Raw genomic sequence first — 12,265 nt, forward strand, 5'->3', positions numbered from 1 at the left:
AATGAACATTATGACAGGCCCACTCCACGGACTGACTTTCATCGAACTGGCCGGCATTGGCCCCGGCCCCTTCTGCGGCATGATGCTGGCCGACATGGGCGCCACCGTCATTCGCATCGACCGTCCCGGCGGCAACCCCCATTCCGCTATTGGCCACACCGTCCTTTTTCGTAACCGCCAAAACCTAGCCGTAGACCTGAAAAGCCCCGAAGGCATTGAAACCGTCCTCAAACTGTGTGAAACCGCCGATGGCCTGTTCGAAGGCTTCCGCCCCGGTGTCACTGAGCGCCTGGGCGTGGGCCCGGAACAATGCCTGGCGCGCAACCCGAAGCTGGTCTACGGGCGCATGACCGGCTGGGGCCAAACCGGCCCACTGGCCCAAGCCGCCGGCCACGACATGAACTACATCTCCTTGTCCGGTGCCCTGCATGCCATGGGCCGTGAAGGCGAAAAACCCGCTATTCCGCTCAACTTGGTGGGTGATTTTGGCGGCGGCGGCATGATGCTCGCCTTCGGCATGGTCTGCGCCGTACTGGAAGCCCAGCGTAGCGCTAAAGGTCAGGTGGTGGATTCATCCATGGTGGAAGGCTCCGCCGCCCTCATGGCCATGTTCTATGGGCTCAAATCCCAGGGCATGTTTACCGACAATCGCGGCACCCACATGCTGGATTCTGGCGCCCATTTCTATGAAGTGTATGAAACCGCCGACGGCAAATATGTTTCCATCGGCAGTATCGAGCCGCAGTTCTATGCGCAACTGTGTCAGCTTGCTGAGCTGCCTTCCGAGGATTTCGGCCACCAGATCAATCCGCCCAAGTGGCCCGAAATGAAACAAAAGCTGGCCGCTGTCATCAAACAAAAGACTCGAGATGAATGGTCCGCCCTCATGGAAGGCACCGATGTGTGTTTTGCACCGGTACTCAGCCTTGAAGAAGCGCCCTCGCATCCGCATAACGTGGCTAGAGAGTCGTTTGTTTCCGTCAACGGTGCCGCACAACCGGCACCGACCCCGCGCTTCTCACGCACCGCCGCTGGCGAGGTCAAACCTGCCTCCACCGCTGGTGCCGACAGCCGCGCGGTATTGAGCCAAGCCGGTTTCAGTGACAGTGACATTGATAGCTTGATTGCCAGTGGCGCCGTTAAGCAGGACTGATCCCTGTTACCGCTCCTCTGGTCACACTGATATTACCCCAGCTGGGCCACAAGCCCGGCTGGCGTGACATTCCCCACTGGAGGGACCATGAACGCAGTAATCCCCGGCACATCCCTGGCCATTCACCCGGAAAACTTCCCTGACCCTATCGAAGATCTGCCCGTCAATGGCACCGCCAAAGCGGTACTCGCTGGCGGCTGCTTCTGGTGTGTTGAAGCGGTCTATCTAAATCTTGAAGGGGTCAATGCGGTGGTATCCGGTTATGCGGGAGGCCATGCCGCTCGGGCCAATTACGACGCCGTTTGCACCGGCACCACCGGCCATGCGGAAGTCATTGAAGTGGAGTACAACAGCGCCGTCATAAGCTTTGGCGAGTTACTGAAAGTGTTCTTTTCTGTGGCCCACGATCCTACCCAGAAAGACCGCCAGGGCAACGATCGAGGCACCCAGTATCGCTCCGCGATTTTTTATCATGATAATGCCGAGAAAACCGTGGCCGAGGCCTACATCGAACAACTAAACAATGCCGGCGCTTTTATTGCCCCCATCGCCACCACCGTGGAGCCTCTGGAAACATTCTTTCCCGCAGAGGACTACCACCAGGATTTCGCCCGTCGAAATCCAACCCAAGGGTATGTTACACATGTAGCCAAGCCCAAAGTGGAAAAGCTGATTCATGCTTTCCCCGACAAACTGAAATCACGAACACCTTAACGAGACCAATCCAAGGGAGTGCCTGATGACCCAAGCACTGTCCGCCAGCGGCTTTGACCTGACGCCCCTGAGCGAAGAAGAGAAGCAGGCCCGCGCACAAACGCTGACCGAAGACGAACGCCGTATCTTGCTCAATCAGGGCACGGAAGCGCCGTTTTGTGGTGGGCTGCTGGATAATAAAGACGCCGGCACTTATCACTGCAAGTTGTGTGACCTGCCGCTATTCGCTTCCGATGCAAAGTTCGAATCCGGCACCGGCTGGCCCAGTTTTTATCAACCCTATGATCCAGAACACATCCGTGAACTGAGTGATCGCAGCCACGGCATGCTCCGCGTGGAAATCCGCTGCGCCCGCTGCGATAGCCACCAGGGTCACGTGTTCCCCGATGGCCCACCACCCACTGGCCAGCGCTACTGCCTGAATTCTGCGTCCCTGACATTCAAGGCGTAACGTCTCGTCAAAGGAGCGCTACTCTTAGCTGCGCGGTCGGCCAACTCACCGCGCTGCAGAGGCACCTTTCAACGTGTGCACCCGAGCCTCGCCAAAAGAGGCTTTTCAGGATACAAGAGCACTGAAAACTGGGCGGCTCGCACCTCGTACCTCATAGAAACGGCGGTATCGCTCGGAGCAGCCGGCCTCAAGCTCAGCAGCGCATCCAGGTTTGACGTGACATTAAGGTGTGAATGCAAAAGTGGCACGCCCGCAAACTGGCCGGCATAAAACAGTAAGCGTGATTCCTGCTTGCCTGCAGCCGGCGGCCTGATAAACTAGCGCCCGCCTGCAAAACAGGCATGCCGGGATAGCTCAGTCGGTAGAGCAACTGATTCGTAATCAGTAGGTCCGCGGTTCGATTCCGCGTTCCGGCACCATTTCAGATACAAAAAAGCCGCTCCCAATCAAGAACGGCTTTTTTATTGTGGCAAGCGAGCGCCTTTCGCCCATTCCAGCTCTATCTTAGCCGTACAAGCGCTACTTCCCACCGAAAGCTTTTTGCCAACCCACGGTGAAGGTGTAATCCGTTTCCATCTGGGGGCCATGCAGGGACTGATGCACAGGCGCCAGATACTCGAACGCTAGGCGATGCCCTTTCAAGCTGCCCTGGGGTGCCAGCAAGTTAACGCCCACGCCGATATCCAAACGCTGCCCACCTTTGACATCCGGGTCTGCCGCCGGATTCATCATCGGCGAAATGGTCAGGTCTTCAGCGCCACCATGAATGCCGGTCCACCAACTTTTATACGCAGCCAGTGACACCGACGCCCATGGAGAAAGAGGCTTGGCAGCCCAGGCAGTCAAGTACTTACGCGATCCCAGCTTGTAGTCCTGATCATTCTCGTCCAAGGCAATTTTAGCGCTTATCTGCGCGCCCCAGCTCCAACTATCGTATTGCTTGTTTAGGGTAAGGCCTGGGCGAACCTCATAGCTACCAGACCCCAGTTGCATGGGGTAAGGCAGTTGCAAATCCTGGCCCGCCATTGGGATGTAATCTTCTTCCTCAATAGAACCGGTGGGCAGGCCCAGCATCATGTTCAGGTGCAGGCGATAACCATTGTCGTCATAGAACTTGTAAAGGCCACCAATGCTGGCATCACCCATTCCGGAAGTTTCAGTATCAAATTCATCCTGGGTGGTGGTACCCATCATGGTCATGCGGGTTTTGGTGGTCATCTCGTTGGTGCTGTAAGGCAGCATCGCCATGAGTGTCAGGTTATCGGTAGGCGCGTACATGGCACCCAGCATGTGCATATGCATCGTCATGTCATAAGGCAGCGCTTTCATGTTCATCGACCCCATGCCCGGGATTTCCCCGAATGCCTCATCGGTGCTGAGTGACTCGCTACCGGATTTGGCGCCACTCATTCCCATGCCCATATATCGATACGAAAGCATCCACTCACCCTTGCTATGAGTATGATCACCCATGACTGAAATCGGCGCATGGCTGTCAGGCCGGACACCATCATAGTGGGCGAACGCTACGGGGCTGGCAGCAAGAAAAGTAAGCGCAACAGCGGAATAGGCAAAACGAGACATGGTCTTTCCCCAGTATTGGATCAACGGCGCAAGGATACGAGCTAAGCCGTAAATGCCAATGCGGCAAAATGCCACACCTGTTTCAAGGGAAGCCTTAATCCTAAAGGAAAGCATCTGTTTATGCTTTTCGGTGTTTATTACCGCTCTCGTTACTGTTCCCCCTTCCGGTATTGGCCTGGCGCACAGCCTTGCCAGCGCTTGAAGGCATGGTAGAAGTTGGCGGTATCGGAAAAGCCCAGCTCAGTGGCCAGGCTCTGCATATTACAGCGTGGCTGGCGCAGGGCTTTACAGGCGTGTTGGTGACGAACCTGATCACGTAATTGCGCGAACCGTGTACCCTCTTCCTGAAGGCGCCGCTGAAGCGTCCTTGGTGTCACGGCCAACGCATCAGCTACCGCTTCCATACTCACCGCATGCTCTGAAAGTAACCGTTCCAGCTGTTTCACCACCCGCCCAGTCATGCCCGCCGCACGAGACAGGCCGGCTAACACCTGATCCGCAGAGCGGCGTAAGCGTTCATTGTATTTCGGGTAGGCCCGAGGCAACGGCGAGCCAAGCAGCTCGGCGCTGAACTGGAGGGCGTTCTGACCGGCAGAAAACAGCAGCGGGCACTGAAAAAAAGCGCCATAACTTTCCAGCTCTTCGGGCAAGGGCTGGCCATGCAGGAAACTGGCACCCGTTAGCGGCATATCGGCGCCCAGCAGTGAACGCCCTATAGACAACATGGTTGCCACTACCACTTCGTTATGTGCCCGCGTGGCGGTAAAGCGCAGGGAGGGGTCTTTGCTGATCGCCGATACCTGAACACTTTTGCTCTGCAGATCAAGTGTAAAATCCAGATAGGGAACCACCAAATCCTTGTAGCGAAATAGCATGCCAATGCCCTGCTCCAGGGTATTGGCAGTCGCCATCAGATTGCCTAACAGATCCAAGTTTCCGTAGTGATTATCCGCCCCCACATGCAAACCGAACAGAGGATCATCACTTTCCGTGAAAGCGGCATAGAGCAGCGCATCAAGCTGGCTCAAGCTGATAAATCGGTCGCTGCGGCCGACAATATCGGCATCAATGCCCACCTGTTCAAACAGGGCCTGCACATCCAGCTGGTTGCGTAACGAGACTTCAAGAAGCCCCGGCAGAATCGACGCCGGTAACAATGTTGTTGTCATGCTGACTCCACGTGATCACCCGAAACTAGCAACCTCCCCCGGCAGGTCAACCACTCCCCCACTGAATTGACCCATTTTACCGACTGGAGGTTGATGCCTACTGTGCGTAATCTAGTGCCTTTGAAACACTCGAATGTCGCACGCGTACGCAGCGGTGTGTGCCTCGCGCTTCAGCAAGAAGCGCCTAACCCAATAAAAACACGGATACAGCATGCTAAAACGTTATCTGGTCGACGAAGTCACCGACACTCGCGCTTCGCGCAAACAGGCTTTCAAACTATTTGCCGATGCTGACAACTGGTCAAGCTGGTGCTCGGTTGTCCGCCACGCCCGGTTACTCAACGGTCGCTGGCGCCCCGGCGCCCTGTTGCTGTTTGTGGCCGACTTGCCTCGCCTGCCCCCGGCGCCCGTGATAGTGAAAGTGCTGGAGTACAAAGAGAACGAACGTATCAGTTGGGGCCTGCAGCTACCTTTTGCCCGCGTCATCCACCGTTTCACTTTTATCGACGACGAACAAGGCGGGTGTCGGGTACACCAGGAAGAGTGGAGCGAAGGCCTGATGACCTTGCTGACCTGGCCCGCCGGCAAACTGATTCATCGTTTCGATACGCGGTTCGCGGCAGAATACGCGGCTATGTTCTGATTTCCCCCGCCGTACCGATACTTGAGCATCAGGCCTGCGCTTTTGCCAACCTCTTGAACGTTGACCGGACACACCATGACCCATCGATTGTTTAATGCCTATTGCCGGGCCGTACTGGCACACCCTGTTTTCTGGCTCGTGCTGCTGGTGCTCATATGCGGCATTGCCGGAACCCAGGCCCGCAATTTCAAGATCGACGCGTCAGCGGATTCCATGGTGTTGGAAAATGACTCAGCACTGCAGTATTACCGAAAAATTGCCAAACAATATGGCGGCAGTGATTTCCTCGTCATTACCTATAGCCCTAAAGACAAACCGTTATTCGAGCAGGGCAGCTTGGAACACCTGCAATCCTTACAGCAGGCACTCAAAAAGGTAAACCGGGTCAGTTCGGTCTACAGCATGTTGGATGTGCCCTTGCTGTTCAGCCCCCAGGTGGAATTCAGTGACTTAGCCAATGAATATCGCACCCTCACTAGCGAAGGCGTAGACCTGTCGTTGGCTGAGAAAGAGTTCACCGATAAAAACCCGCTCTACGAAGACCTGCTGGTCAGCGATGACGGCAACACCACCGCCCTGATGGTGAGCTTCGAACGGGATCAGAAATATTTCGATCTGCTTTACAAGCGCAACGACCTGCGCGAGCTGGAAGACAACGGCGCACTGGATGAACAAGGCCAGCAAGAGCTAGCGGCTGCCAGCCGTGCCTTCAGTGACTACAGCAGCCAGATTCAGCAACGCACTGCCGGTGAAATCGACCAGGTACGCGACATCATGGATGGCTACCGGAGCGAGGCCAACCTGTTCCTGGGCGGCGTACCCATGATTACCACCGACTTAGTGCGCTTTATTCGTTCCGATCTGAAAGTGTTCGGCGTTGGCGTGCTGATCTTTCTGATCCTTACCCTGTTCCTGATCTTCCGCCGCCCCCGCTGGGTGATCGTGCCGCTGGCCTGCTGTGGCGTCACCGTACTGACCGTTACCGGCTGGCTGGGCTGGATGGACTGGAAAGTGTCCGTCATCAGTAGCAACTATATTTCCTTGCTGCTGATCATCACCATGTCCATCACCATTCACCTCACCGTGCGCTTTCGTGAACTGCACGAAGAAAACCCGCAGGCTAGCCAAAAATGGCTGATCCGCGAAACCGCCGCCCACATGATGCGCCCCAGCATCTACATGATCTTGACCACCATGGTGGGCTTCTCCTCACTGGTCATCAGTGGCATTCGCCCGGTAATCGACTTCGGCTGGATGATGACCCTGGGGCTGGGCATATCACTGATCGTCTGCTTTCTGGTGTTTCCTGCTCTGCTGGCACCGCTGTCTGCCGGCGCCCCCCGGCAAGGCCGCGACATCAGCCGCGAGCTAACCCTGGCCTTTGCCGGCTTTACCGAACGCCACCGCCCGCTGTTGCTATTGCTTGCCCTGGGTGTGATTGCCGCCTCTCTGTGGGGAATAAGCCGCCTCACCGTGGAAAACCGATTTATTGATTACTTCCAGAAAGATACGGAAATTTATCAGGGCATGCTGAAGATTGATCGCAAGCTAGGCGGCACCACTCCGCTGGATATCGTTATCGATGCGCCCAAAGCCACAGCGGCGCAGAAAGCCGCTCTGGAGCAACCCGCCACGGGCTGGGATGGCGCCAGCGTAGACGACGAGGTCAGCGACCCGTTTGCATCTGGTAGCGCTAACGACGTGGATAACACAGACCCCTTCGCAGACAGCGACTCGTTCGCCACAGACGGTGCCGATCCGTTTGCCGACAACGATCCTTTTGTCACCGAATCCAACGCCGACCCCTTCGCCTCTACACCTAAGAAAGCTGAACCTAACCCGCTCAAAGGGGCCTACTGGTTTACCCCTGCCCGGCTGAAACAGCTAGTAGATATTCAGAATTATCTAGAGTCTCTACCAGAAACCGGCAAGGTGCTCTCCATTGCTACTACCTATGAGGTAGCAGAAAAACTCAATGGGCGCCCACTCAGCTATGTGCAACTGATGCTGCTGGCCAGTTTTATCCCGGAAGATTTACGCAACCAGCTAGTCCAACCCTACCTATCCGACGACGGTAACCAGGTACGCATTAGCATACGGGTAATCGATTCCGACAAGAATCTGAACCGCAACGAATTGTTGGCGAAAATCCGCTCCGATCTGGAAAATAACTTCGGCTTGCAGCCGGAGCAAGTACACCTCACAGGCGCCATGGTGCTCTACAATAATATGCTGCAAAGCCTGTTCGACTCACAGATCAAAACGTTGGGTTACGTTTTTGCGGCTATCCTGTTCATGCTATTAATCCTGTTCCGCAGCCTCCCCGTCGCCCTCATTAGCATGGTCCCCAGCCTGATTTCCGCCTCACTTGTGTTGGGCTTGATGGGCTGGATCGGCCTGCCACTGGATTTGATGACCATTACCATCACCGCCATCACCATCGGCATCGCCGTGGATGACACCATTCACTACATTCATCGCTTCCATGAAGAACTGCCAAAAGACAACGACTACGTGGCCACCATGAAGCGCTGCCATGGCTCTATTGGTAAAGCCATGTACTACACCTCGCTTACCATCATTGCCGGCTTCTCCATCTTGGCTCTATCCAGCTTCAACCCCACCGTCTACTTCGGCCTGCTCACCGGCCTGGCCATGCTGGTCGCCCTGCTCAGCAACCTGACCCTGTTGCCCGCTTTGTTGATTACGGTAAAACCGAAACTAAAGGCTGGCTAAGACCCCGGCCCGCCCCACCACGGAAGCTTGCCTGCAAGCGATTGCCCCAACCGGCGATCGCTGACAGGCAAGCCCCTCTACCCTTCATATTTCTTCATAACCTGCACTCCCCACGGTAGGGAGAAAATTGCACAAGGCAATCTCCTCCAGGGTGCCAACACGATTAATCCTATTTTTTTGGCCAAAAAATGGCAGAATGCCATCAGTAGGCACCGGGCGGGGGCCCGGCACACAACAGCGGGAATGGGGACATCAAAATGTTTTATATTTCAGGCGCCAGAGTAGCATTCTGGTCGACGGCATTGCTTTGCGTACTGATCACCGGCTGCACCGGCACCCACTACATACCGCACCAAGGACAACTGGCCGGCCCGGCACCGGCACCTGAGGCACTTAAGAGCTTCGCCGGCCAAGCAGACATCCATCTGAACTTGCCCGGAGGCTATGCCTCACCCAGCGTTCGCCAATACCCTAGCGAGGTGGCCACCGCGGAGGTGAATCGTTGGTTTGCTAAATCAGGGCAAGACCTCACCGTCAGCATCCGTAACGACAACAGCAAAGATAGCGGCTCACTAACGCTCCTCAGCTACCTTCTAACGCTCGGCATCCTCCCTTCCTGGGTTAACACCAAAGGGGAAACCGTCATGGAAGTGAAAGCCGGAAACCAGGTGCTATTTCAAAATCGAGAGCCCGTTGCGTACCGGTCGTCCATCGCCATGCTACCCACCGCCTATATGTTCGGCAGCCCGGGTAAAACACAATACAAAGTCATGGCCGATGACCAGCTCAACCGCCACAAACAGGCCCTGCAGCAATATATCCAAATACAGCAGGCAGACTATGAAAACGCGGTCTCTGCGGGCAGCGCAGAGGCCTACCGCCAATATTTAAAAAACAACACAGACTCCTTCTTCCGTATGGAAACCCTGCGTCGTTTGGCAGAACTGGCCCCCAGCAGCCACGCCCTCTCCTACCACCGCGACAATATTGCTTTAGACAGTGCTTACATCGTCTACCTGCCCGATGAATACGACATTTGGTTCCTCGGCCCGCAAGACATGAAGGTCTACGACGTGTTGCGACTATCCCATGACGAAGACACCACCTTGTTGGCCTCACGTATCCGCGCTGCCAACCAGCCCTACAAGGTATTCAACAGTGACGAAATCGCCATGCTCAAGGAAGGCGGCCTGCCCTCTAGCCTCATCGCTGCCATGATTGATGCCAGCGCCAGTGCCCAAGCCGGCTCTGCCCGGCCCGCCATTGCCAGTACCAACGCGACCGCAGCCAACACGCCAGCGGGGCCCGCGGGCCAAGACGGCATGAGTGATATTGTCGCCCAATGCGCCAAACGTTACGCCGCGTTTAAAGCCTGCGATCGGATCCCCTCTTTCGGCGCCAACGTGTGTCGTAGCCAGGCAGAAAAGAAATACTCCCACATGGCCTGCGAACTGGTTCAGTAAACAAAACCCGGAGGAGCTTGTCCTCGCAACCCACTACATCTCTTTCATTGACCACTGAACAAATGAACAGTATATTGATCGTCCGGGTAGCCCACAGGCCTTCATTACTGTGACCCCAGGAAAGCCTGCTGATTGATCTCCGCGCCCCAAGGACGGGGCCGGGCTCCCCGGACCTATTTCAAAGGCAGACACAGGCAAGTGTGTGTGCTTTGCAGGAGCGGTGGCTCCACCGCGAATACGAACTACCCCCCCCTCTCCAAGCAAAGAAAACCCCAGCCGAGCACCTCTACAGCAAAGGCCCGAGCCGGGGTTTCTGATGGACTAGCGGCCAGCGGCATATCGCCGCTGGCCCAGTTTATTTGGCCTTCATAATATCGGCCAACTCACCAAGATCCTTGATCACGTAATCCGGCTTCTTCGCTAATGGATACAGCGCTTTACCCGGCCGGTCCACAAAGGCCGTTTGTAATCCCGCCTCTTTTGCGCCAGCTACATCCCAGCCATGGGCCGCCACCATCAAGGCTTCTTCTGGCTTCACCCCAAGCTGATCCAACACCCACTCATAGGCGCGAAGGTCGGGTTTGTAGACCTTAATATCCTCGATGCTATAGCGGGCTTCAAAGAAGTCCGTCAAGCCAGCATTCTCAAACTGGGTCTTCACCCCGTTGTTCGACGAGTTGGTAAGGCTAACGATCTTGAAGCCTTGCTCGTTCAATGCCGTCAGCCCCGGCTTCACATCAGGGTGCGGCGGCAGGCTGAGAATGGTGGACACAATGGCGTTCTCCGCCTTTTCCTCACTCAGGGCAATGTCGTTGTTCTCTGCCACCATCAGCAGCGAGGCAACGCCGATCTGGCCAAAGTCGTGGTATTGCCCGGTTACCGTGGTTACCAGAGAGTTGTGCAGCATGGTCGAAAACCACAGCGGCAACAGCTCTTCCTTGCCACCCAGCGCGTCACCCACCGAAGACCGCATGGACTCCAGATCCAGCAGGGTTTCGTTAACATCAAAAATGATGACCTTGGGCTTAGGCGGTTCACCGCCTGCAGTAGCGCCTTGCGGGGTCGTGTCAGCCATGCCATTGCCTCCAAGAAAGAAAAGGGCCACAAAAAGGGAGAATGTCGTTAACAGGCGTCCGGGCATAAAAGGTACCTCTGGGGGAAATCAATACCTGTGTTGGCAGGCTAGCAAATTTAAGGCCAGTCTGTGTGGTGGGAGGGGCCTGCGAAGGGAAAGTTCCCGAGATTGGCTGATACCTCTCTAACCCACAGCAAAGCTGACCATCGTAACGATCGGACCTGCCGAGATCGCCCTACACTTCCGGCTTTTCCAGCTCCTGCATCACATAGCTGACCTCTGCCATCTTCTCGGTGAGCACCTGCTGGGCATCGAAAAGGCCACTGTTATAGAAATGCGGTCCCAGCTCCGTGGCAAAAAAATCAATCAAGAAATCCGCCTCGAACCCGCCGATTTCCTGCTGCAGTTAGTCTTCAAAGTACGTTTTTATCTTGCTCACCATGCGGGCTTTTTGGTCTTGGCTAAAGGTGATTTCTGTCATGTTTTACTCATTGCCGAAGAAGGTTTTGGAGCACGATGCAAGAACTGCCCTGCGGGGTCCCCTAACTCCCCAGAACCCATACTTAGTGGGCACACGGGAGGCCTGACCCTATTTTACCGATTGTTATGGCATGCCCATTTTCGTTATTTTTTTATGCCTTGAGAAAGCGCTAATGCCCATAGAAAACTGTTCGCCAGTATTGGCACGTAACCCCATAGGTCGGGGAAGCTCATACTTTCCAGATTTGAAATCAAAGTAACCAAGGGAAAGGCCAGCACGAGATAAGCCATGTGCAGTACGCTTTCTATTTGTGAAATTTCATCGCTAGTGTCAAATAGCTCCATTTCATAGCCAAAGCTCAAGAGAAACGTTGTCATAAAGAGTGCGAAATGAGTCAATGCTATTATTGGAATATACCATACAGATCTGCTCATTTTCTCGTCTCTTAACAATCTCCGGTCAATCACTTACACCACAGCGAAGAATTGCTCTCACCTAGCTTTTCTTGCATCGCAGAATATGAAAACTCACTTTATCTCAGCAACTTACAAAAATCTGTAAGTCATATCCTACATATTTAACTTGTGTGCGGGTGAAAAAGGCCGGGTTTAGGTCGGGAAAATCAGGTTAGTGGGGAAGTTAAGGTTTGAGGGCTGATTGTCAGGTTTATCGGATTATGTGCCCCTGTAGTAGTCCCTCTTGAGGGACTACTACAGGGGCACAGGCTTTGTTTTTGGCGGTTCGGGTTTTCCGTGTTGCTTGGCCACAAAAAAGCCGCGCAGAAAGCGCGGCTTTT

At 55.1% G+C, this 12,265-nt stretch carries 11 protein-coding genes and 1 tRNA gene; 7 read left to right on the plus strand and 5 right to left on the minus strand.

The window, feature by feature from the left end:
• Positions 1-10 precede the first annotated feature (10 nt).
• From ABNH10_RS09165 to ABNH10_RS09180, 4 genes are all read left to right on the plus strand, one after another.
• Positions 11-1,153 carry a CaiB/BaiF CoA transferase family protein gene (locus ABNH10_RS09165; protein ID WP_349385654.1) on the plus strand — a complete coding sequence of 381 codons (1,143 nt, stop codon included), beginning with the start codon at positions 11-13 and terminating at the stop codon, positions 1,151-1,153.
• Positions 1,154-1,240: 87 nt separating this feature from the next.
• Positions 1,241-1,867 carry a peptide-methionine (S)-S-oxide reductase MsrA gene (gene msrA / locus ABNH10_RS09170; protein WP_349385655.1) on the plus strand — a complete coding sequence of 209 codons (627 nt, stop codon included), beginning with the start codon at positions 1,241-1,243 and terminating at the stop codon, positions 1,865-1,867.
• A gap of 25 nt (positions 1,868-1,892) precedes the next feature.
• The gene (gene msrB, locus ABNH10_RS09175; RefSeq protein ID WP_349385656.1) at positions 1,893-2,318 is read left to right on the plus strand and encodes a peptide-methionine (R)-S-oxide reductase MsrB; all 426 of its coding nucleotides are present in this window, start codon (positions 1,893-1,895) and stop codon (positions 2,316-2,318) included.
• 343 nt (positions 2,319-2,661) lie between these two features.
• Positions 2,662-2,737: transfer RNA gene (locus tag ABNH10_RS09180), tRNA-Thr, on the plus strand.
• Between the two features lie 100 nt (positions 2,738-2,837).
• On the opposite strand, the gene ABNH10_RS09185 is transcribed toward ABNH10_RS09180, so the two are convergent.
• Positions 2,838-3,902 carry a transporter gene (locus ABNH10_RS09185; RefSeq protein ID WP_349385657.1) on the minus strand — a complete coding sequence of 355 codons (1,065 nt, stop codon included), beginning with the start codon at positions 3,900-3,902 and terminating at the stop codon, positions 2,838-2,840.
• A gap of 149 nt (positions 3,903-4,051) precedes the next feature.
• Positions 4,052-5,071: an AraC family transcriptional regulator gene (locus ABNH10_RS09190; RefSeq protein ID WP_349385658.1), complete on the minus strand. Its 1,020-nt coding sequence runs from the start codon at positions 5,069-5,071 to the stop codon at positions 4,052-4,054.
• 211 nt (positions 5,072-5,282) lie between these two features.
• On the opposite strand from ABNH10_RS09190, the gene ABNH10_RS09195 reads away from it, so the two are divergent.
• The 3 genes from ABNH10_RS09195 to ABNH10_RS09205 all read left to right on the plus strand — a co-directional run bounded on the left by ABNH10_RS09195 (position 5,283) and on the right by ABNH10_RS09205 (position 9,913).
• On the plus strand, positions 5,283-5,714 hold the full coding sequence (locus ABNH10_RS09195) for an SRPBCC domain-containing protein (RefSeq protein WP_349385659.1): 432 nt from the start codon (positions 5,283-5,285) through the stop codon (positions 5,712-5,714).
• A 75-nt stretch (positions 5,715-5,789) separates the two neighbouring features.
• Positions 5,790-8,450, plus strand: coding sequence for an efflux RND transporter permease subunit (locus ABNH10_RS09200; protein WP_349385660.1), 2,661 nt, complete (start codon positions 5,790-5,792; stop codon positions 8,448-8,450).
• Positions 8,451-8,707: 257 nt separating this feature from the next.
• Positions 8,708-9,913 carry a hypothetical protein gene (locus ABNH10_RS09205; protein WP_349385661.1) on the plus strand — a complete coding sequence of 402 codons (1,206 nt, stop codon included), beginning with the start codon at positions 8,708-8,710 and terminating at the stop codon, positions 9,911-9,913.
• Positions 9,914-10,268: 355 nt separating this feature from the next.
• On the opposite strand, the gene ABNH10_RS09210 is transcribed toward ABNH10_RS09205, so the two are convergent.
• The 3 genes from ABNH10_RS09210 to ABNH10_RS09220 form a co-directional block, all read right to left on the minus strand.
• The gene (locus tag ABNH10_RS09210) at positions 10,269-10,988 is read right to left on the minus strand and encodes a haloacid dehalogenase type II (RefSeq protein WP_349385662.1); all 720 of its coding nucleotides are present in this window, start codon (positions 10,986-10,988) and stop codon (positions 10,269-10,271) included.
• Between the two features lie 235 nt (positions 10,989-11,223).
• A complete protein-coding gene (locus tag ABNH10_RS09215; RefSeq protein ID WP_349385692.1) occupies positions 11,224-11,394 on the minus strand; it encodes a DUF2164 domain-containing protein in 171 nt (56 codons plus the stop codon).
• Positions 11,395-11,612: 218 nt separating this feature from the next.
• Positions 11,613-11,903: a hypothetical protein gene (locus ABNH10_RS09220; RefSeq protein WP_349385663.1), complete on the minus strand. Its 291-nt coding sequence runs from the start codon at positions 11,901-11,903 to the stop codon at positions 11,613-11,615.
• Between the last annotated feature and the right edge of the window lie 362 nt (positions 11,904-12,265).

It is taken from the genome of Alcanivorax sp. (assembly GCF_040119285.1).
GTDB lineage: Bacteria > Pseudomonadota > Gammaproteobacteria > Pseudomonadales > Alcanivoracaceae > Alcanivorax.

Excerpts from the sequence above, each read along its gene's own strand:
- ABNH10_RS09165 (WP_349385654.1), top strand. The coding sequence starts at position 11 with ATGACAGGCCCACTCCACGGACTGACTTTCATCGAACTGGCCGGCATT.
- msrA (WP_349385655.1), top strand. The coding sequence starts at position 1,241 with ATGAACGCAGTAATCCCCGGCACATCCCTGGCCATTCACCCGGAAAAC.
- msrB (WP_349385656.1), top strand. The coding sequence starts at position 1,893 with ATGACCCAAGCACTGTCCGCCAGCGGCTTTGACCTGACGCCCCTGAGC.
- ABNH10_RS09185 (WP_349385657.1), bottom strand. The coding sequence starts at position 3,902 with ATGTCTCGTTTTGCCTATTCCGCTGTTGCGCTTACTTTTCTTGCTGCC.
- ABNH10_RS09190 (WP_349385658.1), bottom strand. The coding sequence starts at position 5,071 with ATGACAACAACATTGTTACCGGCGTCGATTCTGCCGGGGCTTCTTGAA.
- ABNH10_RS09195 (WP_349385659.1), top strand. The coding sequence starts at position 5,283 with ATGCTAAAACGTTATCTGGTCGACGAAGTCACCGACACTCGCGCTTCG.
- ABNH10_RS09200 (WP_349385660.1), top strand. The coding sequence starts at position 5,790 with ATGACCCATCGATTGTTTAATGCCTATTGCCGGGCCGTACTGGCACAC.
- ABNH10_RS09205 (WP_349385661.1), top strand. The coding sequence starts at position 8,708 with ATGTTTTATATTTCAGGCGCCAGAGTAGCATTCTGGTCGACGGCATTG.
- ABNH10_RS09210 (WP_349385662.1), bottom strand. The coding sequence starts at position 10,988 with ATGGCTGACACGACCCCGCAAGGCGCTACTGCAGGCGGTGAACCGCCT.
- ABNH10_RS09220 (WP_349385663.1), bottom strand. The coding sequence starts at position 11,903 with ATGAGCAGATCTGTATGGTATATTCCAATAATAGCATTGACTCATTTC.